Genomic DNA, 23505 nt, shown 5'->3' with positions numbered 1-23505 from the left:
GCTGTAAATGTCATTCCAACAAGGTCTTAGTGGTCTCAACGCGTCGTCCAAAGGGCTCGACGTGGTCGGCAATAACGTTGCGAACAGCAGTACCGTCGGCTACAAATCGTCCGCAGCCCATTTTTCCGACGTTTACGCGTCTTCACTCAGTGGCAGCGGCGCATCGCAGGTTGGTATCGGCACGACGATGTCCTCGGTATTCCAGCAATTCACGCAAGGCAACATCACAACGACTAACAACACGCTCGACATCGCTATCAACGGCAACGGATTCTTCAAGGTCTCTCGCGACAACATCATCGCCTATACCCGAAACGGTCAATTTCATACGAGTAACCAGGGGTATATCGAAAATGACCAGGGTTATCGCCTGATGGGGTACGTCGCGACGCCGACCGGGCAGATCGTGCCCTCGCAGCCTGCGGAAATCCAGATCGATACCAGCAATATCGCGCCGCGCGCAACCGGCACGGCGGTGGGGGGCGATTCGACGATGGTCCTCAACCTCGACTCGAACGCCAAACTGCCGACAGTCACGCCGTTCAATTTCAGCAACCCTTCATCGTACACGTATTCGACGGCGCAGACGGTTTACGACACGCTGGGTGTCGAACACAACATCACCTACTACTTCGTGAAAACGTCGACGGCAGGGCAGTGGGACGTCCACGCGACGTTGGATGGTGCTAACCCGGTATCGATGGGTAGCCTCAACTTCACCACGGGTGGCCAGTTGACCGGGACGCCAGCGATGCCTATTTCATTGCCGACAACTTGGGCAATAACTACGGGAGCTACCACACCGCTCGGGTCAGGCTTACCGAACTGGAGGCTCGACTTTACCGGCTCGACGAGTTTCGCCGGCGACAGCACGGTTAACTCTCAGTATCAAGGCGGCTATGGGCAGGGCGCGTTGTCGAGCATCAGTATCGGCGCTGATGGGATCGTTCAAGGAAACTACAGCAACGGCCAGAAGAAGAACTTGGCGCAGATCGTTCTGACGACCTTTGTGAACTCGAACGGCCTCCTGAATTTGGGCAACAACCTGTATCAGTCGACTTCCACGTCGGGTGGCGGAATGGACGGCGCGCCGAAGGCCGGTTCGCGCGGAGCGTTACAGGCGGCGGCAATCGAGGAATCGAACGTCGACCTGACCTCAGAACTCGTCAACATGATCACCTTGCAGCGCAACTACCAAGCGAACGCGCAGACGATCAAAACTCAGGACCAGATCATGCAGGCACTGGTCAATCTGCGTTGATCGTAGGGGCCATGTTGTTGGTAACGGATAACAAGGGGCAGGTGGCATGGATCGACTGATCTACACGGCGATGACGGGGGCCAAGCACGCCTTTCTCAAGCAGTCCGGGATTGCGAACAATCTCGCCAACGCGTCGACGATCGGGTATCGGGCGATGGAGCACCAGTTCCGGGCGGTTCCCGTCCGTGGCGAGGGTATGCCGACGCGGGCGTTTACCGTTGATGCTTCGGTAGCCGATATTTTCGACCAGGGGCCCATGATGGCTACTGGCCGCCCGCTCGATGTGGCGGTACAGGGCGCCGGATGGATCGCGGTAGAGGGCGCCGACGGACGCGAAGCGTATACGCGGGCCGGGAATTTGCAGATCAACGCTAACGGCATCCTTCAGACGGCAAGCGGCCTGAACGTACTGAGTGACGGTGGGCCGATCACGATTCCACCGGACAACACGATCGCGATCGCCGCAGACGGCACCGTTTCCGCCATTCCGGCGTACGGTACGCCGAACAACGTGAACGCCGTGGGCCGTATCAAGCTGGTTAATCCACCCGAGAACGAACTGGTTCGCGGCGATGACGGGCTTTTCCGGACGCGCAACGGCGAGCCGGCGGGCGTCGATGAAAACGTCAAGCTGGCGTCGGAAACGCTTGAAGGCAGCAACGTTGATCCGGTGGATTCGCTTGTCAACCTGATCAGCCTCTCCCGGCAGTTCGAGATGCAAATCAAGATGCTGCAGACGGCTGATACCGACGCTGCCCGAGCCAATCAAATTCTCTCGATGAGCTAGTCTTCGACATATCAGGAAACGCGACGATGATTCGTTCCCTTTGGATTGCCCGAACCGGCCTCGATGCGCAGCAGACGAGCCTGGACGTGATCGCCAACAACCTGGCCAACAGCAGCACGAACGGCTTCAAGCGTTCGCGCGCAATTTTCGAAGACCTGCTTTACCAGAACCTGCGCCAGCCGGGCGCGCAATCGTCGCAATCGACGCAATTGCCCAGCGGGCTTCAACTCGGAACCGGCGTGCGGCCGGTATCCACGGCGCGCATCCACACGCAAGGTTCGCTGCAACAAACGGGCAACGAGCTCGACGTGGCGATCGATGGCTCCGGCTTCCTGCAAGTGTTGTTGCCGGACGGGACGACTGCTTATACACGTGATGGTTCGATGCAACGGGATAACCAGGGGCAGTTGGTAACCCAAAGCGGCTATCAGGTTCAACCAAGCATCACGATCCCGTCGAACGCGACTTCGGTGACGATCGCCAAGGACGGCGTGGTGAGCGTCGTGCTGGCCGGGCAGACAGCACCGACCCAAGTGGGAACGCTGCAGGTAACGACTTTTGCCAACGTCGGCGGTCTGCAAAGCATCGGCGAAAACCTGTTCCTGGAAACGGCCTCAAGCGGCGCGCCGACGCCGAATACTCCGGGTACGAACGGAGCCGGCTCGCTTCTTCAGACCTACGTGGAAACCTCGAACGTGAACGTCGCGGAGGAACTGGTCAGCATGATCCAGACGCAGCGCGCGTACGAGCTCAATTCGAAGGTTGTTTCAACGTCAGACGCAATGCTCGGCCGCCTGACGCAGTTGTGAAAGCGGTTTATGAATAGGATTATCTGGTTGGGGATGGTGGCGGTAACGTTGGCGGCGTGCAACACGGTGCCGCCAACGAACGTCCATCAGCCGATGACGGCACGGCCGGTCTCTCGGAGCGAGGGTGCGGTCGCTAGCGGCAGCATCTATCAGGCGGGTACCTCGCGCTCCCTGTTCGAAGACCGCCGTGCGCGCTACGTCGGCGACACGCTGACGATCATCATCGCGGAGACCACTTCGGCCTCCACCAAGTCGAACACGAATGTAAGCCGTGCAACGAGCGCGAGTGCCAGCATCCCAACGATCACCGGACTCCCTGGAAAGTCGCTGCAAGGTATCGGCTTGTCGGCCGAAAGCGAAAACTCGTTGGCCGGCAAAGGCGATGCGGCAGCGAACAATATCTTTACGGGCAACATTACGGTGACCGTCATCGAAGTCTTGTCGAACGGCAACCTGCTCGTTTCCGGCGAAAAACAGGTTTCCATCGGGCACGGCACCGAGTACATCCGGTTGTCCGGGGTGGTGAATCCTTACTTCGTCAGCACGGCGAACACGATCAGTTCGGCGAACGTTGCCGATGCACGCATCGAATACAAGGAAACCGGCGCGATCAGTGAAGCCCAAATCATGGGTTGGTTGGCGCGGTTCTTCATGTCGGTGCTGCCATTCTGAGCCAATGGAAAAAGAGGTTGAAACGAGTATGACCGGCAAGTTCTTCAAGCTCCTGGCAATCGTTGCCTGTTGCAGTTTGCCGCTGATCAGCGGCAGCGCGCAGGCGGAGCGCATCAAGGATCTGGCTTCGGTCCAGGGAATACGCAATAACCAGCTTGTTGGGTACGGGCTCGTCGTTGGCCTCGATGGGACGGGCGACCAAACCACCCAGACGCCATTCACGACGCAAAGCATCATCAACATGCTGGCCCAGCTCGGCACAACACTGCCGACAACCCAGTCGTTACAGTTGAAGAACGTCGCCGCTGTGATGGTTACCGCCAGCCTGCCGCCGTTTGCGCGCATCGGCCAGCCGATCGATGTCACCGTGTCTTCAATGGGCAACGCCAAGAGCTTGCGGGGAGGTACGTTGGTCATGACGCCGCTCAAGGGCGCCGATGGCCAGGTGTACGCTCAGGCCCAAGGGAATCTGATGGTCGGCGGCGCTGGCGCGTCCGCGGGTGGCAGCCGCGCGGTCATCAACCACCTGCTCGCCGGCCGCATTGTCGGCGGAGCCACCGTAGAGCGCGAAGTTCCCACCTTGCTAGGGCAGGGACCGTTCGTGCATTACGAAATGGAAAGCACGGATTTCGGGACGACGCAGCGCGTCGTCGAGGCGATCAATCGCGAGATGGGCGGCGGTACCGCGGAAGCGATCGACGGCCGTGTCGTCCGCGTGCAGGCACCGGAAGAAGCGAACGCCCGGGTAGCGTTCATGGGACGCGTCGAGAACCTAGAGGTTCGCCCGACGAAGTCGATGGCCAAGGTCATTGTCAATCCGCGTACCGGGTCCGTGGTGATGAATCAGATGGTGACCATCGAGTCCTGCGCTGTCGCCCACGGCTCGCTCTCTGTGGTGGTGAACGCCGAACAGCAGGTTAGTCAGCCGAATCCGCTATCCGCGGGGCAGACGGTGGCCACCACCCAGGCGGATATCTCGATTCGGCAAGGCGGCGGTGCGCTGATGCCGGTAAAAGCTGGCGCGAATCTCGCGGAAGTGATCAAGGCGATCAACGCCCTTGGCGCCAACCCTCAGGATTTGCTCTCGATTCTGCAGGCGATGAAAGCCGCAGGGGCGTTGCGGGCTGATCTCGAAATCATCTAGCATCTGGCGCAGAACTTGCTCGATTCGGGCTCATGAGAGCCGAAACCCTTAACGCGAATCGTTTTGTCCTTGATACGAAGACATCAGCGGACTTGCGCCTGAAGGTGAAGCAAGACCCGCAAGCGGGTCTAAAGCAAGCGGCGCGAGAATTCGAAGGCATGCTGCTGCAGATGGTCATGAAGAGCATGCGCGACGCGACGCCGCAGGACGGCCTGCTGGACAGCGATCAGACTCGCTTTTACTCGTCGATCCTCGACCAGCAGCTGGCCCAGACGCTTTCCTCGCAGGGAAAACTGGGCTTCGCGCGGATGATCGAGCAGCAACTTGGGCGCAATCTTGTTTCGCCGAGTGGCGGTTCGACCAAGAATCCGTTGGAACAAATCGACACGCCACAGAGAACACTGCAGCAAATACTCGCTCACGATATCCCGGCAACTTCTGCCGCGGCCTTTGCCGGTACCGGCGCACAACGCTATCGCGGCACAACTTCCGAAGGAAATCGCGGAAACTCGGCCCCAATGGAAGTACCGGCGAGTGGCCGGGAGTTCGTCAACCGCGTATGGCCGCATGCCGTGGAAGCTGCCAACACACTCGGTGTTCCGCCGCACTTCCTCGTCGCCCATTCGGCTCTCGAAAGTGGCTGGGGCAAGAGCGAGATCCGCAAGGCGGACGGTTCGCCGACATACAACATCTTCGGTATCAAAGCGGGGCGCGGTTGGTCGGGGGCCTCTGTGGAGGTAATGACCACCGAGTACGTTGATGGCGTGGCCCAGGCGGTCAAAGAGAAGTTCCGGGCTTACAACTCGTATTACGAGGCATTCCAAGACTATGCCAGCCTGCTGCGCGGAAACTCGCGCTATGCAGGCGTCGTCGGTCAGCAAAACGGCGCTGAATTCGCACGTTCTCTGCAACAAGCGGGTTATGCGACCGACCCGATGTATGCCGATAAGTTGAACCGGATCATTAACGGGACCGCGTTACGGCAGGCTTTGTTCGGATAGTTTTTTCCGTCTTTACACTCAGCCGTCCTTAATAATCCGGCAAAAATGCCGTAGAAGAGGATGGAAAAGGAGAACTTTCATGGGATCCGGAGTTTTTGGTGTCGGCGTTTCGGCCTTGCAGGTCGCGCAACTTGGGCTCGCGACGACGTCGCACAACATTTCCAACGCCAATACTGAAGGTTACAGCCGCCAACGCATCCTCCAGGCCGCCAACATCGCAACGCTGACGGGGGCCGGATACGTCGGTCAGGGGGCCCATGTCACCTCGATCGAGCGGGTCTACAGCTCCTTCCTTTCCAACCAAGTCAATTCGGCGCAGTCGACCGTGAGTAAGCTCGACGCGTATGCGAGTGCCATCGGCAACCTCGATAGTCTGCTTTCGGATTCCGATGCCGCGCTTTCCAATGCGCTGAGCGGTTTTTTTACCGGGGTTGATGCGGTTAGCGCAAACCCGTCGTCGACCACCGCCCGGCAGACGATGGTGTCCGCCGCTGAAACGCTCGTCGCCCGATTTCAGACGATCGACTCGAAACTCGACGCGCAATATGAAAGTATCAACAGCCAGGTCCAGAGCTATGTCGGATCGATCAATTCGTATGCGGATCAGATCGCCAAACTGAACCAGCAAATCATTTCGGCTCAGGCGGCAAACAATCAGCAACCGAACGACCTGTACGATCAGCGCGATCAGCTTATTGCCGAGGTGAACAAGCTTATCGGCGTCAAGACGACGACGAATACCAACGGCTCCTACAACGTTTATTTCGGTAATGGACAACAACTCGTCGTCGGGACGCAGGCAACCAAGTTGACGGCCGTGACCTCCTCGACGGATCCGTCCAGATTGACGGTTGGCGTTGTGACGGCTTCCGGGGCGCTTGAACTCCCTGAATCGGTCGTTACGGGAGGCGCTCTGGGCGGAACGCTGCTGTATCGCTCCGAGACGCTGGATGACGCGGCAAACGAACTGGGACGGATCGCGGTTTCACTCGCTTATACATTCAATGCCCAGCACGCGTTAGGCCAAGATCTGCTTGGGAATATCAGCGGCGATGCGGGTTTCGTCTCCAACTTTTTCAACATCGGTTCGCCCACGGTCATTGCCAACACAAGCAATCCGACCGGCTCGGCGCAGGTTTCCGCTAGTTTCTCCAACGCCTCGTACGGTGCGGATGGCGCTTTCTACACAGATCTGACGGGCAGCGACTACCGCCTCGATTACAATGGAACGGCGCTTACGCTCACTCGCCTGTCGGACAACGTAACGTGGACCGGCGCCAACGTAGCGGCGCTTAACGCCGCCGTTGCTGCCAGCACCCAGGGGCCACAGGGGTTCACGATTGCCGCCACGGGGACGTTTGCGGCGGGTTCGAGCTACTTGATTCAGCCCACCCGGTACACTGCACAGAGCATCGACGTCAACGACGCTATCAGTTCCGATGTCCGCTACATCGCAGCGGCGGCACCCATTCGTACAGAGGCAGGCACATCGAATACGGGTACGGCGACGATTTCGGCTGGCAGTGTGGCGACCGGCTACACGGCCCCCGCTGCGGGATCGCCGGTCACGTTGACCTACAGCAGTGCGGGGGGCGGCTTCACCGGTTTCTCGTCTTATCCTGTTACCGTAACGGCCAACGGCGTGACTACCTCATACGCGTCGGGAACCGTGCCCTATACGAGCGGCGCCACAATGACGTTTGGAGGGATGAGTTTCGAGATCGGCGGTGCAGTCCAGAATGGCGATACGTTCACCATTTCAAAGAACACCAACGGAACGAAGGATAACCGCAATGCCTTGCTGTTATCGAAGCTGCAAACGGGCAAGACGATGGCCGGCAATACCGCCAGCTATGCGACCGTGTTTGCTCAAGTTGTGAGTTCGGTGGGGAACAAGGCGAACGAGGTCGATACGATCCTTACGGCCCAAACGACGCTGCTCAAGGACGCTCAGAATTCACGCAATTCGGTATCGGCCGTCAATCTGGATGAAGAAGCGGTGAACCTGCTTCAGTACCAGCAAGCTTACCAGGCGGGAGCGAAGATTCTGCAGATCGCATCGCAGCTTTTCGACTCGATCCTGGAAATCGCCTAAGGGGGCGTTATGCGAATCAGCACCAGCCAGATCTACGATTCGGGTTCGTCGAGTATCATGGACGGCCAGGCGAACCTCTACAAAATTCAAAACCAGCTTTCATCGGGAAAGCGGTTCCTGTCTGCGAAAGACGACCCGGTCGCCGCGGCGCAAGTGGTTCTGACCAAACAGTCGATGGCCGTCAACGCGCAGTACTCCGACAATCAGGCAAATGCGTCGAGCCAGTTGGCTCTCGAAGAAGACCGCCTGCAATCGGTTGTCGACAGCATTCAGTACGTCATGGAGGAGACGGTCGCCGGAGGCAATGCGTCGTACTCCGACAGCGAACGCGAGTTCATCTCTCAAACACTGCAGAGTCAGTTCGAGTTTCTCTTCGGTGTGGCAAACAGCAAGGACGCAAACGGGTATTACCTGTTTTCGGGATACCAAGGCAGCACCCAGCCATTTCAGAAGCTCTCCAGCGGCGGAGTTCAGTACATTGGTGACGACGGGCAACGGCTGCTTCAGGTTAGCGCGTCCCGCCAAATTGCCGTCAGCGACTCGGGGCGCGACATCTTTCAATCGATCCGGACCGGAAACGGCACCTTCGCCATGTCGGCCGGCACCACGAACACGGGCACGGGGGTAATCGGCGCAGGCTCGGTAACCAACCCGACGGCGTGGACGGGCCACAATTACTCGATTTCCTTCGCCACCGCGACGCAGTTCACGGTGACCGATACGACGACATCGGCCGTCCTTGGTCCGTACAGCTACACCTCCGGTGCCGCTATTACGGCGATCCCCGGAACCTCGTTGTCCATCAGCGGCACGCCGGCCGCGGGCGATACCTTCTCGGTTCAGCCGAGTACCGAACAAAGCCTATTCACCACGATCCAGAATCTGGCGACCGCATTCTCGACCGATATCTCCGGTAATCCGACCGCTGGAGCCGCCGTACGGAACGTCATCAATGCCGAAATGCAGAACCTGAACTTGGCCCTTGAGAACGTATCGTCCGTCCAGTCCTCGATCGGTTCGCGCCGCAGCGAATTGAGTTCGCTGACCAATGTCTCCGATGCGCTAGAACTTCAATACAAATCGACCTTGTCCGATCTGCAGGACATCGATTATGCAGCAGCCATCTCCGAGTACTCGCAGCAGCAATTGCAACTCGAGGCAGCGCAGAGTTCCTTTGCGAAGATCATGGGACTCAGTCTGTTCAACTACATCTGATGACGCGAAGCGCTCTGATTACCGCTGCGGCGGCTTACACACTTGCCGCTTGTACGACGGTCACCTCGGTCGATTCATCGGGGGACGCGTACAACAAGCCCGCCGTAAAAATGACGCCCGACCAATCGGTCAGCGGCGAAACGCTGGGGGTGGCAGGCGCCCTGGTGGTATTTGGGCACCCGGTGAATGCGCTCGGGCTTCCTGGCGAAGTCTTCAGCAATGCCAATAGCGCGTTGCTCTATATCATTTACGACCCGTTGGCGCCGAATTGGACGATCAAGGAGCGCGCGTTCCCGAACGAAACGTTCCACCTCTCACTGCGTGCCAAGAACTTCCGAACCGGGGGCGACGGGGAGGCCTATCAGATTCTGAAGCGGCGCGCTCTGCAATTGCAGCGAGAAAAAGGCTATACGGGATATAAGCTGCTCGATTACTCGGAAGGTATCGAGTCAAGTACGCCGTTTCCTTATCGCGTCTCGGAAGGCACGATTCAACTCGTGCGCGGTGGCGAACGTTAGCGACCGCTTACTTCAGCACGAAGTTGCCGAGCATTGAGCGTAACCCGATCTCGAAGAACTCCAGGAACGGATTGATCAAGTACGGCAGGCTGACGTAGAGCGCGGCGAACCCCAGCGCAATTGTCACCGGAAAGCCAATCACGATCAGGTTGAGCTGCGGCGAGACGCGTCCGAGCACGCCGAGCGCGACGTTGGTGATCAGTAGCGCGACGATGATCGGCAGTACGAGTAGCAAGCCCGCAGAGAATACGATCGCTACGGCGTTCGCGATATTTCCCCACGAAGTGCTTTTCGGCAGGGCTCCGATCGGCAACACATTGAAGCTTTCGGCCAATGTCGACAACACCATGAGATGCCCGTCGATCGACAGAAAGAGGAGCAGGGCCAGAAAGCCGATCAATTCAGAAACCACCGGGGTTTGCGAGGTCGACATCGGGTCGTAGCTGGTCGCGAAACCGAGGCCCATCTGAGTGCTGAAGATATTCCCGGCCAGATCCACCGCGCTGAAAATAAGGCGCATCGAGAAACCCATCGCGAACCCGATCAGCATCTGTTCCGCCATGATCAGCAGGCCCATTGCCGATGCCGGCTCGATGGCCGGCACCTGGTCGATACCCGGGGCGATTGCAAAGGTGATTGCCAGCCCGAGAATGAGTCGGGTGCGGCCGGTCAGACCAGCGTTGTTGAAGGGCGGTGCGGCGACAAGCAACGACAACGTGCGTGCGAGGGGGAAAACGAACGCGGCGATCAGGGCGTTCAGTTCGGCCGAAGTGAACGTGATCATCTCGATCAGCCGATCAGCTGCGGGATTCTCTCGAAAAGCTGGCGAATGTAGTCGACGACCATGTTGATCATCCATGGCCCCGCGAGAATCAAAACGAGAAAGGTGCCGACCAGTTTGGGGATGAACGAAAGCGTGGCTTCGTTGAGTTGAGTTGCCGCCTGGAAGATGCTGACGATCAGGCCGATCACCAGTGCCGAAAGCAGCAGCGGTCCCGAGAGCATCAACGCGACCTCGATCGCCTGCCGGCCGAGATACATCACGGTTTCGGGCGTCATGTGGCGAAACTCATGACGAGGGAGCCGAGCATCAGGTTCCAGCCGTCGACCAGAACGAACAGCATCAGCTTGAACGGCAATGACACCATGACGGGCGACATCATCATCATCCCCATCGACATCAGCACGCTTGCGACCACCATGTCGATGATCAGGAACGGTATGAAGATGATGAAGCCGATCTGGAATGCCGTCTTTAGTTCGCTCGTGACGAACGCGGGAATCAGGACGCGCATCGGCACGTCATCCGGCGTTTCCATGCGCGCAGTCTTGCTCAGCCGGGCAAACAGCCCGATGTCTGTTTCGCGCGTCTGTTTCAACATAAAGGCGCGGAGAGGGACGAAACCCCGTTCGACAGCTTGCGTAAAGGTGATGCGGTTTTCTGACAGCGGCTGGTAGGCGTCCGTGTAGATTTTTTCGAACACCGGCGACATGACAAAAAAAGTGAGGAACAGCGACAGGCCGACCAGCACCTGGTTCGGCGGCGAGGTCTGAGTGCCGAGCGCATGGCGAAGCAGCGAAAGAACAATGATGATGCGAGTGAAACTCGTCATCATCAGCAGCGCGGCGGGGATGAATGTCAGCGCCGTCAGGGTGATCAGCGTCTGTACCGAGAGCGTGTACGTTTGACTGCCCCCAGGCCCAGGCGTGCTGGTCCAGCCGGGCAGGCCGCCTGTCTGCGCGAAAGCCAGCAACGGAAGCGCGAGTGCGATCAGCGCCAGCCAGCCGAGTTGTTTACGCTTGGCCATGATGACGTTCGGTCATCTGCTTGAGCCAGTGGCCAAAGCGATTGTCAGCCGTTCCCGCGGCCGGCAGCTCGCCCTTCGGCAGAGTAAGCAGTGTCTTGATTTGGCCGGGAACAATCCCGACGACGACCCAGGTTTCTTCGACCTCAAGCAAAACGATGCGCTCTCGCGGACTAAGCATGAGCCTTCCGACAACGCGCAACGGTCCCGCATTGCCGAAGCTTTGTCCGCCGTTCATGCGGCGCAGGAAGAAGGCCCCGAGGAACAGCAAGCCGATGATCAAGGCGAGGGCGAGAAGCATCTGCACCATGGCGCTACCAGGAACCCCCGGGGTTTCGGGAACGGCAGCGGATTGAGCGAAAACTTGCCACGGGGCGAGAGCCAGGCTCCCCGCGGCGAACGTCGCGGCGGCAAAGCGGTGGAATGGCTTGGTCAATTAAACGCCCCGATGCGCGAATGCGGAATGCCCGCTATCTTAATCGATGCAGGCGACCGGAGGAAATCTGCGAAGAATGGAGAGCGTGCCGCCGACGCACGGCCGTATGGAGGTCGAGCGTCAGCGTCCTATTTTCCGCATACGTTCGGAAGGCGTGATGATATCCGTGAGCCGGATACCGAACTTGTCGTTGACGACGACCACCTCGCCTTGGGCGATGAGCGTTCCGTTGACATAGACGCTCATCGGCTCGCCGGCCATGGCGTCGAGTTCAACGACCGACCCGTGGGCCAACTGGAGAAGATTCTTGATCGTGATCTTCGTTCGGCCCAACTCGACGGCAATCTGGACCGGGATGTCCAGGATCATGTCGAGTTCGTTCATCATCGATGCTTTGCCGTCGGCTTCGCCGAACGACGGGAATATCTGGGCCGGCTGCGCGGAGGCGTCGGCCAGCGTTTGCTCCGCCATCGCGGCGGCCCAATCATCCTCGATCCCTTGCTCGGAGTCTGGCGGCGGGTGGTTATCGGCTTCGGTGGCCATGTGTTTTAACTCCTTGGCAGGACACCGTCAGCGGGGTCCTGAGTAACGAATTTCTCGATCTTCAATGCGTATTGGCCGTTCTGCTGCCCATAAGCGCATTCGCATAATGGAATACCGTCGACACAGGCAATGATCTTGTCCGGAATATTGATCGGGATGATGTCTCCGGTGCGCATCTCGAGAATCTGCCGCAACGAGACCGTGGCCGTACCGAGGTCGGCGGCAATTTCGATTTCGGCATCCTTGAGCTGTTTGCGCAACATCAATATCCAGCGCTGGTCCGTCGACAGCTGATCGCTTTGCATCGAGCTGTAGAGCAGATCCCGGATCGGTTCGACCATCGAATACGGGAAGCAGATATGCATGTCCGCCGCCGTGCCGCCGAACTCGAGCGAGAACGTTGTGGAAATGACGATCTCCGACGGGGTAGCGATGTTGGCGAACTGCGAGTTCATCTCCGATCGGATGTACTCGAACGAAATCGCATAGACCGGCTTCCACGAACGCGCGTACTCGGTGAAAACGACGTTGAGCAGGCCGCGAATGATTCGCTGTTCGGTACCCGTGAAGTCCCGACCCTCGACCCGCGTGTGGAAGCGTCCGTCGCCACCGAACATGTTGTCGACGACGAGGAACACCAGGTTGGGATCGAATACGAAGAGCGACGTTCCGCGCAACGGTTTGGCCGAAACGAGGTTGAGGTTGGTCGGGACGACGAGGTTGCGGATGAATTCGCTGTATTTCTGCACCCGGATCGGACCGACCGAAATCTCGGTCGTACGGTGCATGTAGTTGAACAAACCGATACGCAGGTAGCGCGCGAACCGCTCGTTGATGAGTTCGAGCGTCGGCATGCGGCCACGGACGATCCGTTCCTGGGTTCCCAGGTTATAGCTGCGGATACTGCCTTCGGCGTCCTCCGCAGCTTCCGGTTCGTCGGATTCCCCAGTGACGCCCTTGAGCAGTGCGTCGACTTCGTCCTGGGAAAGAAAATCGGTGGCCATGAGCTCTTTACTGGATGATAAATGACGTAAACAGCACTTCCCGGACCGGCCCATCGGCCGCCTTGGCTCCAGGAGCGATGATCGAGTTGATCTGATCGCGAATCTCGTTCGCGAGCGCTTCCTTACCTTCCTTGGTGAGCAGTTCGGACGCCTTCTTGCCGGACAACAGCATCATCACATTGTTGCGGACTTTGGGGCCGAAAGTTTTCAGCTTGTCGGCTGTTTGGGCGTCGGACACTTCAACCGAAAAGACGAGCTGTACAAACTGTTCGCCGCTTTCCGGGACCAGGTTGACGGTAAAGGCTTCGAGCGGGACGTACGTAGGCGCGCTTTCCTTTGCCCCCTTGGTTTTTCCGTTCTTGTTCGGCGCTTGTTCGGTCGCGACTTCGGTGTCCTCTCCGTCCTCGCTGCTGTGGCTTCTCATCAAAAAGAACGCTCCGGCGGCGGCGATCAAGAGCACGATCGCCAGCACAGCCGCAATAATGATGATCAGCTTTTTGCTTCTTCTTGGCGGAGGTGCTTCTGCAGCGCTTGCCTCCGGCTTGGCTTCCTTGGCCATCTTCGGGACCTCAATGATCGAATCTAAGAAACCAGGCGGAGATCGCTATTCACCGCTTCCGCGTGGGTCAGACGAACGTGTCGACGAGCCCGATAGACTGCCGGACGGCCACTCTGCCGGAGGCCTCGCGCCCACCTGAATCGGGTACAAGTATAGCGTTATCGCCGCGAGCGTGGGATGCGCCGTTCTCTTCGAAGCCTTGCCCTGTGGCCTGTCTGAACGATTCTGCACTCACATTCGTCTGGCCGAGTTCGATACCGGCGCTGGCGAACATTTCCCGTAGCCTTGGCAAGGCCGTTTCGATCGCTTCCCGAACCTCGGAGTGCGGAGAGGAGAAGGTCGCCGTCGCCGTGTCATTGCTCACTTTGAGCGAGATCTCGATCGATCCCATGTCCGGTGGATTCAAGGTGAGTTCCGCGGACTGCGTGTGGCTGTTGGCAAGCCAAACAACTTTCTGTCCGAAATCGGTATTCCAATTGGCGTCGCGCACGGCGGTCGGCACCGATAGCGCCGCTTCGCCGCGGGTATGCTGTACTGAATGCGCTTGCGCCGGGGCGTTGGCAATTGCGGAGGACATGTCGGCGGCAGGCCCACGGGTTGTTTTTTCCCCGGTACGTTCGGTTTTTGGGGCAGCCGTCTCGTCGACCTCTTGTCCTGCAACGGCAAATTTTGCCGTGCTTTGGTTGCTTGTCGCCGCCGGGGCCGATTCCGTATCGCCGAGTCGGCTTGCCGTCGCTTGCTCGTTGCCGGTTGCGGTCGCACCTTTCTCTTGCGCCAGAGGGCTCGATGTGTTTCCCGCACCGGTTGCGGCAATCTGCCCCGAAAGCGCGGGGCCGTCCTCCGATTCAACAGGCACCGGGACTTGAGGGGCGCTTTGCGCCGGCTGCGCCGCAGCCATTGCGGCGAGCAGGAGTGCCGGGTCGGTGGGCTGCGTAAGGTCGCTCGTTGGGTCCGAGGATACCTTGTCACCCTCTTTCAACAGGGCGGCGATGGTTGCCGCAGTACTTGCTCCTTCAGCCGCCGGCGCTAGCTTGCCAAGTAGCAAATCGGCGAAACCGTCGCCCGGGATAGCCGGGTCGGCGGTCACGGCATCGGCTGTAGCCGTTGCCGAGCTTGGGGGTAAGGTGGAAACGACGGTAATCGCCATTGCTTCTCTCTAGGAACGGAATTCCCGCTCATTTAAGCAATGTCTGTGCCGGAGCCGACGACGTGCTGTAGATAGCCGTCGCTGGAACGACTAGGATTCCTTTTCGCTGAATTTCCGGGCCGCAATTTCGTCTTGCAGCTTTTGCTCGCGCTTCGACTCGCGGGCGGTTTCGTGTGCGAAGTGGCGTTCTGAAAGCGTGTCAAAGGCCATCAGTTTCTTGCGCTGCTGTTGCCATTGAACTTGGCCGGCGGCCGTCCGGTTTACCTGCGCGGCGACGGTCTTCCTCTGGGCGTCGATGGCTTCGTCAAGACGATTGAGAAAGCTCTGGTAATTGTGCCATTCGCGCTGGCTCAGGCCGTTTTTCGCCGATTCGCTGAAGCGGGCGGCGTACTCGTCGCGATAATTCTGCAGCATCTGGAGTTTGTTCTTGGCGTCCCGCTCGTTGGCGATCAGCCTTGCCAGTTCTTTCGTCGCGTCGTCGGCGCGGGTTTGCATCAAGTCCAGAACGGTTTGCAAGGCAAAGGGCTTCATGGTCAATGCCTCGCCCCAAACAGGTCATAAAGCTGCCCGACGCTCTGCGGGTAATCGGATCGTTCTCCCATCGACTGCTGCAGGAACCGCTCAAATGAAGGGTAGAAACTGATGGCCTGATCGAGCATCGGGTCCGACCCGGCGGCATACGCTCCGACGCTGATCAGGTCGCGCGAGCGCTGGTAGCGTGAATACAGCTGTTTGAATTGCCGGATCTGGTCGAAGTGTTCCGGCGTGATGAGGTTGACCATGGCACGAGAGATCGATTGTTCGATGTCGATCGCCGGATAATGTCCGGCGTCGGCCAAAAGCCGCGAGAGGACGATGTGGCCATCAAGGATTGCACGCGCGGCGTCGGCGATCGGGTCCTGTTGATCATCGCCCTCGGTAAGTACAGTGTAGAACGCGGTGATCGATCCGCCACCGTCGGCGCCATTGCCGGCCCGCTCCACGAGTTGCGGCAGGCGGGCAAACACCGAGGGCGGGTAGCCGCGGGTGACTGGCGGTTCGCCGATCGCGAGCGCAATTTCCCGCTGTGCCATGGCATAGCGGGTCAGCGAATCCATGATCAACAGCACGTGCCGGCCCTGATCCCGGAAATACTCTGCGATCGTTGTCGCGTAAGCCGCGCCCTGCATGCGCATCAGTGGGCTGACGTCCGCCGGTGCGGCGACGACGACCGAGCGCCGCAAGCCTTCTTCGCCAAGGATCTGTTCGATGAACTCCTTGACCTCACGGCCGCGCTCGCCGATCAGCCCCACGACGATGACTTCCGCTTCGGTATATCGTGCCATCATGCCGAGCAACACACTTTTCCCGACGCCCGAGCCGGCGAAGAGCCCCATGCGTTGACCGCGACCGACGGTGAGCAACGCGTTGATACAGCGGATGCCGACGTCGAGTGAATGATCGATCGGGGCCCGCGACATCGGGTTGACCGGGCGACCTTGCAGCGGACGCAGCATATCCGTATTGACCGGACCGCCTCGGTCGAGCGGTCTACCGGCGCCGTCGATGACTCGGCCCAGCAATCCTTCTCCAACCGGGAGCGTCTTTGCGCGGTCGACGACGCGGCGCCTCGCCGGGGCTGGAACACCGACGCGTGGGCGAGTGGCGGGCATTTCGAGGGCGACCACCCTGGCGCCGGGCGAAAGGCCGTATACGTCCTCGGAGGGCATCAGGAACAGTCTCTCACCGTTGAAACCAACGACTTCCGCCTCGATCGGTGTACCACCCACGGGGATGATCCGGCATGAGCTACCGAGGGCAAGCTTGAGCCCGGCCGCCTCCATGACCAGGCCATTGATCCGCGTCAGATGGCCGGTCGGGAGCAGAGGGGAGGCCATGCTGGCCGCGCTGCGGCAGTCTTCCAGAAAGACGTTCAGATCGTCCCAATGAGGGTTCGGCGCTGGGATGCTCATGCCTTGTCCTTGTCGCTCACCCAATCCTGGCTGACCCCGATCGATTCGATGACACGCCGCCAACGTGTCTCCAGCGTGGCATCTACTTCGCTGGAGCTGACTTCAACCCGGCAGCCGCCACGCGTTATTGCCGGGTCTTCGAGTATGCGCCAGTTGTTGTGAGCGAGATGGTCGCCCAAATGCTGGCGGATGAGCGCGGCATCGTCCGGGTGCACGATCAGCGTCGGGTGGCCGAAGTTCGGGTGCAGCGCGGCGATCGCCTCGCGCACGACCGGGAGCAGCAGCTCCGGCTTGACGCGCAGGCTTTGGCGCAACACCTGACTGGCAATCTCGATTCCCATGGCAAGCAAGTGATCGGCAACACCCTGGTCGAGTTCTTTGATGGCCTGCTGCAGACCCGCCATCAGCGCGTTGATCTGCTCCCCCACCGCGCGCGCTGCGGCCAGTCCCTCTTCGTAGCCGGCGGTGTAGCCCTGCTCATGGGCTTCGTTATGGATGCGCTCGACGTCCTCAGCGGTCGGTAGAATGACTGGAGGTTCGTCGGATGCGTTTTCTGCAGCCTGTTCCGGCGCAGGGGAGCCAGCCGCTTGAGCCGCCTTGGCTTTTGCCGCCTTTTCTTCCTCGTCGAATGCCGCGAGTTCCCACCGCTGATAGGCAGTGAGCTTTTCCTTGGGGATGAAGCCCGTCATAGCGAGCGCACTAGATCATTTCGTCGCCGGCGGCGTTGCCGAGCACGATCTGGCCTTCGTCGGCAAGGCGCCTGACGATCTTGAGGATTTCCTTTTGTTCGTTCTCGACTTCGGAGACGCGCACCGGGCCGCGGGACTCTAGGTCTTCGCGCAGCATTTCGGCAGCGCGCTGCGACATGTTCTTGAAGATTTTCTCGCGCAACGGCTCGGAGGCGCCCTTCATGGCCAGGATCAACGAGTCGGACTGGATTTCGCGCAAGAGGAGCTGGATCGCACGGTCATCGAGGTCAAGGAGGTTCTCGAAAACGAACATCTCGTCGAGAATCTTCTGCGCGAGGTCGGGGTCGTACTCGCGGATCGAGTCGACGACGGTTGTTTCGTTCGCCGTGCCCATGAAGTTGAGTATCTCTGCCACGGCGCGCACGCCGCCCATCGCCGATTTCTTGATGTTCGACGAACCCGACAGCAGGCGCAGCATGACGTCGTTCAGTTCCTTGAGCGCCTCGGGCTGGATGCCTTCAAGTGTGGCGATGCGCAACACCACGTCGTTGCGCAAGCGTTCGGTGAAGTGGTTGAGGATGTCGCTCGCGTGGTCCTTTTCCAAATGAACTAGGATCGTGGCGATGATTTGCGGATGTTCGTTGCGGATGAGGTCGGCGACCGTCGGGGCGTCGAGCCACTTCAATCCTTCGATGCCGTTGGTATCCCCTCCCTGCAGAATTCGCGAGATGAGGTTGGCCGCCTTGTCATCGCCGAGTGCCTTGATGAGGACTGAACGGACATAGGCTTCGGTATCGACGTGCACCGCCGCCGATTCGGTGGCCGTCTTTTGGAAGTCGCCAAGCACGGCCTCGACCTTGCTGCGCGGAACCGTTTTCATCGCCGCCATGGCGTGGCCGAGCTTCTGCACTTCTTTCGGCCCAAGGTGCTTGAGGACTTCCGAAGCGTAGTCTTCGCCGAGCGCGATCAACAGAATCGCACTCTTTTCAATGCCATCGTCAGCCGGCATTCGCGCCTGTCCAGTCCTTGATGATGTTGGCTACGACCTTCGGGTCCTGCTGCGCAAGGTCGCGTGCTTGCTCGAGTTTCTTTTCGAGCGCTTCTGCGGCAGTCGGCCCGCGTTCCTCTTCCTCGTCGACGATGTCTACAGCCCCGCCGAGATGCCTGCTGCTTGCCGCAGGTGGCGGCTGCATTATCGTCTTCATGAGCGGCATGATGACTTTGAACACGAGGTAGAAGCCGATCGCCGCGATCGCCGCATAGGTAAGGACATCCTTGATCAGCGCAAACACCTGCGGGTCCTTCCACAAAGGAATCTGGAACTCGCTGGTTTCGACCGCAGTGAACGGCGCGTTGGCGACCGATACGGAATCTCCTCGCTCCTGACTAAAACCGAGTGCCTCTTTGACGAGGTCGTTGATCTGCTTCAATTCGGTATCGCTGAGCGCCTTCATCGCACCCTTGGCGTCACGGCGATGATTGACTACCACCGCCGCCGAAAGACGTTTGACCGTCCCTACCGATTGCTTCGTGTGGCGAATGGTGCGGTCGACCTCGTAGTTGATCGTCGAGTCTTTGCGCGTATTGATGGGTTGTCCGACGTTCGTGATCGGCGCCTGTACGCCCGCGGCGTTGATCTGCCCTGGTACCGGCGCTTGTGTACCCGCCGCGCCGGCCGGTGTGCCGGCCACCGGTGGTTGCGTCAGCGGAGCGGTCGCCGGGACGGGAGGCTGGTTGCTCAACGCGCCAGGGACCCCCTGCGCAGAAGGCGTGGTGCTTGCCGATTCGCTCGTCTGCTGGCTGCGGATGCTGATGTCCGGCGGCGTCGTGTTCGGCCGATGCGTTTCCGCTGTCTGCTCGCTTTGAGAGAAATCGACGTCAGCGGCCACCTGCACGCGTACGTTTCCGCGACCCAGGATCGGCGAGAGGATGTCCTCCACGCGCTTGATGGCGCCGGCTTCGATTTCCTGCACGTATTTGACCTGTGTGGGATCAAGCCCGGCCTCCATCAACTTGCTCTTCAGATGGGAAAGCATCGTTCCCGTCTGGTCGAGCAGGGTGACGCTACTTGCCGCGAGATTGGGGACGCTGGCAGCAACAAGGTTCTGAATGCCGGCGATCTGTGCCGGATCGAGTGTGCGTCCTGCGTAGAGATTGAGCAGGACCGAGGCCGACGGCTTCATCTCCTCGCGCACGAAAACCGTCGGTTTGGGGATGGCAAGGTGCACACGAGCGGCCTGTACGGCACCAATCGACTGGATCGTGCGCGCGAGTTCGCCTTCGAGGCCGCGCTGGTAGTTGATCTGCTCGGCAAACTGACTGATGCCGAACTTCTGGTTTTCCATCAATTCAAAGCCGACGCCGCCTCCTTTCGGAAGACCTTGCGTCGCGAGCCGCAGGCGGACTTCATTGACACGGCCCGAGGGAATCAGGATGGCGCCGCCGCTTTCGCTGAACTTGTACGGTACGTTCATCTGATCGAGGGCGGCGATGATCGCGCCGCCGTCCCGCTCGGAGATGTTCGAGAAGAGAATCTTGAAGTCGGACTGCTTGATCCAGGTGCTGGTCGCGACGATGAGCGCGATGACCGCCGCGAAGGCAACGGCCAGCAGAATCTTTTGCTGGTTGGTTAGCCGCCCAAGCGCCGACTGCAGACGGCCGATCGGATTGTCTGCATTCGGGAGATCAGTTGTTGCTTGGGTTCCGGTTGCAGCCATGCTTGGGGAACGGGGTAACTCTGAGATTAATCAAGCGAAAAGCGATAATTCCTGAGAATTATTCTACTATTGTATCTGTTTATTGCACGGGATTTTCCACGGAATGGGCGAGGCCGAGCCGGCACCGGCGACCGAAGCGAAAGCGCAGGAACTCCAACGCGCCTTCGACGTATTCAATCAGGTTTCCCTCGAACTGACGCAGGCCTACGAAGCGCTCCAGGCGCGCGTCGAGTCTTTGACCGCCGAGCTGGCCGTCGCCAACGGCGAGCTTCGACGTCAATACCAGGAGAAGGAAGCCCTCTCGGAGCGGTTGTCGCTGCTGCTAAATGCGCTGCCGGCCGGGGTCGTTGTTGTCGACAGTTCGTCGCGGATCAGCGAAGCCAATCCAGCGGCAAGGCAGATGCTCGGTGAATCAATCGTCGGCGGGGACTGGAAAACGGCGGCCCAGAACCGCCTGCAGGCCACGGATTCCCCGGGTGAATGGCAATTGGGCGCGCGCCGCTTCTCCATCGCCGAAACGGCGCTCGACTCGGCTGGCGGCCGCCTCCTGTTGATCCACGACATCACGATTGCGCACGAGTTGAAGGCCAATCTCGAGCGCAATCAGCGCCTTGCCGCAATGGGCGAGATGGCCGCATCGCTTGCGCACCAGTTGCGTACGCCGTTGGCCACCGCGTTGCTCTACAGTGCGAACTTGGCGCAGCCCGAGCTTTCCGAGGCGGCGAGGGCGCGGTTTGCAGGCAAAGCGACCGAACAATTGAAGCGGCTGGAACGCCTGATCCAGGACGTGTTGCTGTTTACCCGTGGCGAGAGTATCGGGCGTGACGCCATCCCGGTGACGGTGCTGATTGGCGAGGCCGCACAGACGATTATGCCGTTGTGCCAGGCGAAGGGAGTTCGTTTCAACGTCGAGGCACAGGTCGGTGATTCTATAATCATGGGCAGTCGGAAAGCCCTCGGCGGCGCCTTGGTGAGCTTGCTCGAGAATGCGTTGCAGGCCTGTGAGAGTTCGCAGGGGAATGCCGGCGAGATCGACTTGCGGGCGGATATCGGGGAGCGGCAGGTCATAATCACCGTCCGCGACACGGGAATGGGAATCGCCCCGGAAACGCTCAGTCGGATATTCGAGCCGTTTTTCACGACGCGCGGTCAGGGCACGGGGCTTGGTTTGGCAATTGCCCTCGGTGTGGCGCGGGCCCATGGCGGGACGATCGAGGTGGCCTCGACGCTTGGCCAAGGTTCGGAATTCGTCATGCGGCTTCCGGCAGGGGCGAGGGATCTACAGACTGAACAATGAGAGTGCGATGGCTCAACGATTACCGGTATTAGTGGTCGAGGACGACCCTAACTTGCGGGAGGCAGTCTGCGACACGCTCGAACTCGCTGGCCAGACGGTCGTATCGGCGCCCGGCGGCGAGGAGGCGCTTCGCTTGCTGGACGGTCAGCCGGTCTGCCTTGTCGTCAGCGACGTGCGCATGATGCCGATGGACGGGATCACGCTGCTCAAGGAGATCCGTACCCGCTACGCCCATCTGCCGGTTGTGCTGATGACCGCGTACGCCGATGTGGACCGGGCCGTCGAAGCGATGCGTTCAGGCGCTTGCGACTTCCTGCTAAAGCCCTTCGAGCCCCAGGCGCTGTTGCAGCACGTCAAACGTTACCGCCTGCCTGAATCGCTGGACGACGACCGGATCGTCGCCAGCGACCCGGCCAGCCGTAACCTTTTCGCCCTTGCCGCCCGAGTGGCGCAGACGGATACGACCGTTCTGCTTACTGGCGAAAGCGGCGTTGGCAAGGAAGTGGTGGCCCGCTACATCCACAACCACTCGGCGCGGCGCGAGGGGCCTTTCGTCGCCATTAACTGTGCAGCCATTCCGGACAGTTTGCTGGAAGCGACGTTGTTCGGTTACGAGAAAGGGGCTTTCACCGGCGCGCAACAGGCGCAGGCGGGGAAATTCGAACAGGCGCAGAACGGCACCCTGTTGCTCGACGAAGTCACCGAAATGCCGCTCGGCCTGCAAGCCAAGCTGCTTCGCGTGCTGCAGGAACGTGAGGTCGAACGTGTGGGCGGCAAAAAGCCCGTTGCCCTCGACATCCGCCTGATCGCCACGTCGAACCGCGATATGGCCGAAGCCGTGGCGAAGGGCGTCTTGCGCGAAGACGTTTATTACCGGCTGAACGTTTTCCCGCTCTTGATTCCGGCGTTGCGGCAGCGGCCGGACGACATCGTCCCGCTGGCCACGCACTTCCTGGTCGACCACGGCGGACGCTCAGGGCGGACCGGTCTGCGGCTGGCACCGTCCGCGGAGGAAGCACTGCGACGCCACACTTGGCCTGGGAACGTGCGCGAGCTGGAGAACGTGATGCAGCGGGCCGTCATCTTCGCGACCGACGACGTCGTGGAAGCGGAGGCATTGCACTTGGCGCCGGTGACGATCTCTCGTCCATCGGTGGAGATTGCGGCAGCGCCCAGCTCAGCGAATCCTTATGCCGCCTTCGCTGCTCCTGCCGTACCGGCCGCCGAACAAGCGAAAACGAATAACATGCGCGATCTTGAGCGCGAACACATTCTTGAAACCCTGGCTTCCGTTGGGGGATCGCGCAAATTGGCCGGCGAGCGTCTCGGAATGTCGGAACGAACTTTGCGGCACAAACTCAAACAGTATCGGGAGGCGGGATTCCTCAATGAATGAGGTTACCGTGCACTCGGAAATGGGTGTGCCAGCCATGGCGTGCTTCTTGCGTTACACTGCTTGAACCAAGTTGGAGAAGCGAATGGATACGAAGGGCATCGACCAAATGTTGAGCGTGCTGCGGGCGACGGCCGCCCAGGCCAGCGGGCGTACGGCGGAGGCTCCGGCGACGGAGGGCTCCAGCGATTTTGCGAAGATCCTGGAAAATTCGATCGCGCAGGTCAACCAAACCCAACAGCAGGCGGAAGACATGGCGGCAAAATTTGCCGCCGGCGACAGCACGGCAAACTTGCACGAAGTCATGATCTCACTGCAGAAGGCGAACCTGTCATTCCAGGAAATGGTGCAGGTGCGCAACAAGTTGGTGACGGCCTACAACGACGTAATGAATATGTCGGTGTAGCGGAAGAAAAACACCGGAGAATTGAATACAAAAACGGCGCCCTCGGCGCCGTTTT

General features: G+C 59.8%; 25 protein-coding genes. 12 read left to right on the top strand and 13 right to left on the bottom strand.

The window, feature by feature from the left end; all coding sequences use genetic code 11:
* The first annotated feature begins 7 nt into the window (after window positions 1-7).
* The 9 genes from flgE (at window position 8) to NZ453_RS02375 (ending at window position 9502) form a co-directional block, all read left to right on the top strand.
* Entirely contained in the window at window positions 8-1261 is a 1254-nt protein-coding gene (gene flgE, locus NZ453_RS02415; protein ID WP_263768715.1) for a flagellar hook protein FlgE, read from the top strand.
* Between the two features lie 46 nt (window positions 1262-1307).
* Window positions 1308-2048, top strand: a complete 741-nt coding sequence (locus tag NZ453_RS02410; RefSeq protein ID WP_263768714.1) for a flagellar basal body rod protein FlgF — start codon at window positions 1308-1310, stop codon at window positions 2046-2048.
* Between the two features lie 26 nt (window positions 2049-2074).
* Window positions 2075-2857: a flagellar basal-body rod protein FlgG gene (gene flgG / locus NZ453_RS02405; RefSeq protein WP_263768713.1), complete on the top strand. Its 783-nt coding sequence runs from the start codon at window positions 2075-2077 to the stop codon at window positions 2855-2857.
* Between the two features lie 9 nt (window positions 2858-2866).
* Complete coding sequence (locus tag NZ453_RS02400) at window positions 2867-3529, top strand: flagellar basal body L-ring protein FlgH (RefSeq protein WP_263768712.1); 663 nt, start codon at window positions 2867-2869, stop codon at window positions 3527-3529.
* A 28-nt stretch (window positions 3530-3557) separates the two neighbouring features.
* A complete protein-coding gene (locus tag NZ453_RS02395) occupies window positions 3558-4673 on the top strand; it encodes a flagellar basal body P-ring protein FlgI (RefSeq protein ID WP_263768711.1) in 1116 nt (371 codons plus the stop codon).
* A gap of 32 nt (window positions 4674-4705) precedes the next feature.
* Complete coding sequence (flgJ, locus tag NZ453_RS02390) at window positions 4706-5674, top strand: flagellar assembly peptidoglycan hydrolase FlgJ (RefSeq protein WP_263768710.1); 969 nt, start codon at window positions 4706-4708, stop codon at window positions 5672-5674.
* Between the two features lie 79 nt (window positions 5675-5753).
* Window positions 5754-7769, top strand: coding sequence for a flagellar hook-associated protein FlgK (gene flgK, locus NZ453_RS02385; protein WP_263768709.1), 2016 nt, complete (start codon window positions 5754-5756; stop codon window positions 7767-7769).
* Window positions 7770-7778: 9 nt separating this feature from the next.
* Complete coding sequence (gene flgL / locus NZ453_RS02380) at window positions 7779-8984, top strand: flagellar hook-associated protein FlgL (protein WP_263768708.1); 1206 nt, start codon at window positions 7779-7781, stop codon at window positions 8982-8984.
* Window positions 8984-9502: a hypothetical protein gene (locus tag NZ453_RS02375; RefSeq protein WP_263768707.1), complete on the top strand. Its 519-nt coding sequence runs from the start codon at window positions 8984-8986 to the stop codon at window positions 9500-9502. The genes flgL and NZ453_RS02375 overlap by 1 nt, the downstream gene beginning before the upstream one ends.
* 7 nt (window positions 9503-9509) lie before the next feature.
* On the opposite strand, the gene fliR is transcribed toward NZ453_RS02375, so the two are convergent.
* The 13 genes from fliR to fliF all read right to left on the bottom strand — a co-directional run bounded on the left by fliR (window position 9510) and on the right by fliF (window position 20354).
* A complete protein-coding gene (fliR, locus tag NZ453_RS02370; protein WP_263768706.1) occupies window positions 9510-10286 on the bottom strand; it encodes a flagellar biosynthetic protein FliR in 777 nt (258 codons plus the stop codon).
* A gap of 5 nt (window positions 10287-10291) precedes the next feature.
* Window positions 10292-10561, bottom strand: coding sequence for a flagellar biosynthesis protein FliQ (gene fliQ / locus NZ453_RS02365; protein WP_263768704.1), 270 nt, complete (start codon window positions 10559-10561; stop codon window positions 10292-10294).
* The gene (gene fliP / locus NZ453_RS02360; protein WP_263768703.1) at window positions 10558-11310 is read right to left on the bottom strand and encodes a flagellar type III secretion system pore protein FliP; all 753 of its coding nucleotides are present in this window, start codon (window positions 11308-11310) and stop codon (window positions 10558-10560) included. Before fliP ends, fliQ begins: the two co-directional genes overlap by 4 nt.
* A complete protein-coding gene (gene fliO / locus NZ453_RS02355; protein ID WP_263768702.1) occupies window positions 11297-11743 on the bottom strand; it encodes a flagellar biosynthetic protein FliO in 447 nt (148 codons plus the stop codon). Before fliO ends, fliP begins: the two co-directional genes overlap by 14 nt.
* Before the next feature lie 120 nt (window positions 11744-11863).
* The gene (gene fliN / locus NZ453_RS02350) at window positions 11864-12286 is read right to left on the bottom strand and encodes a flagellar motor switch protein FliN (protein ID WP_263768701.1); all 423 of its coding nucleotides are present in this window, start codon (window positions 12284-12286) and stop codon (window positions 11864-11866) included.
* Window positions 12287-12291: 5 nt separating this feature from the next.
* Window positions 12292-13290 (bottom strand): flagellar motor switch protein FliM, encoded by a 999-nt coding sequence (gene fliM / locus NZ453_RS02345; RefSeq protein ID WP_263768700.1) that lies wholly within the window; start codon window positions 13288-13290, stop codon window positions 12292-12294.
* A 7-nt stretch (window positions 13291-13297) separates the two neighbouring features.
* Window positions 13298-13849, bottom strand: coding sequence for a flagellar basal body-associated FliL family protein (locus NZ453_RS02340; RefSeq protein WP_263768699.1), 552 nt, complete (start codon window positions 13847-13849; stop codon window positions 13298-13300).
* A 67-nt stretch (window positions 13850-13916) separates the two neighbouring features.
* Window positions 13917-14996: a flagellar hook-length control protein FliK gene (locus tag NZ453_RS02335; protein ID WP_263768697.1), complete on the bottom strand. Its 1080-nt coding sequence runs from the start codon at window positions 14994-14996 to the stop codon at window positions 13917-13919.
* Window positions 14997-15086: 90 nt separating this feature from the next.
* The gene (gene fliJ / locus NZ453_RS02330; RefSeq protein ID WP_263768696.1) at window positions 15087-15527 is read right to left on the bottom strand and encodes a flagellar export protein FliJ; all 441 of its coding nucleotides are present in this window, start codon (window positions 15525-15527) and stop codon (window positions 15087-15089) included.
* A gap of 2 nt (window positions 15528-15529) precedes the next feature.
* Window positions 15530-16948, bottom strand: coding sequence for a flagellar protein export ATPase FliI (gene fliI / locus NZ453_RS02325; RefSeq protein WP_420851583.1), 1419 nt, complete (start codon window positions 16946-16948; stop codon window positions 15530-15532).
* Entirely contained in the window at window positions 16945-17637 is a 693-nt protein-coding gene (locus tag NZ453_RS02320; protein ID WP_263768694.1) for a flagellar assembly protein FliH, read from the bottom strand. Before NZ453_RS02320 ends, fliI begins: the two co-directional genes overlap by 4 nt.
* Before the next feature lie 10 nt (window positions 17638-17647).
* Window positions 17648-18646: a flagellar motor switch protein FliG gene (gene fliG / locus NZ453_RS02315; protein ID WP_263768692.1), complete on the bottom strand. Its 999-nt coding sequence runs from the start codon at window positions 18644-18646 to the stop codon at window positions 17648-17650.
* Window positions 18636-20354, bottom strand: a complete 1719-nt coding sequence (fliF, locus tag NZ453_RS02310; protein ID WP_263768690.1) for a flagellar basal-body MS-ring/collar protein FliF — start codon at window positions 20352-20354, stop codon at window positions 18636-18638. Before fliF ends, fliG begins: the two co-directional genes overlap by 11 nt.
* 103 nt (window positions 20355-20457) lie before the next feature.
* Here fliF and NZ453_RS02305 point away from each other — a divergent pair, with 103 nt between their 5' ends.
* From NZ453_RS02305 to fliE, 3 genes are all read left to right on the top strand, one after another.
* Complete coding sequence (locus NZ453_RS02305) at window positions 20458-21651, top strand: sensor histidine kinase (protein WP_263768689.1); 1194 nt, start codon at window positions 20458-20460, stop codon at window positions 21649-21651.
* 7 nt (window positions 21652-21658) lie between these two features.
* Window positions 21659-23047: a sigma-54-dependent transcriptional regulator gene (locus tag NZ453_RS02300; protein WP_263768688.1), complete on the top strand. Its 1389-nt coding sequence runs from the start codon at window positions 21659-21661 to the stop codon at window positions 23045-23047.
* An 82-nt stretch (window positions 23048-23129) separates the two neighbouring features.
* A complete protein-coding gene (fliE, locus tag NZ453_RS02295) occupies window positions 23130-23450 on the top strand; it encodes a flagellar hook-basal body complex protein FliE (protein WP_263768686.1) in 321 nt (106 codons plus the stop codon).
* Window positions 23451-23505 lie beyond the last annotated feature (55 nt).

Origin of the sequence: Propionivibrio soli (genome assembly GCF_025770765.1) — a bacterium.
Classification (GTDB): domain Bacteria; phylum Pseudomonadota; class Gammaproteobacteria; order Burkholderiales; family Rhodocyclaceae; genus Propionivibrio; species Propionivibrio soli.
The sequence above is the reverse complement of the archived record's forward strand: the minus strand, read 5'-3'. Positions and strand labels throughout refer to the sequence as shown.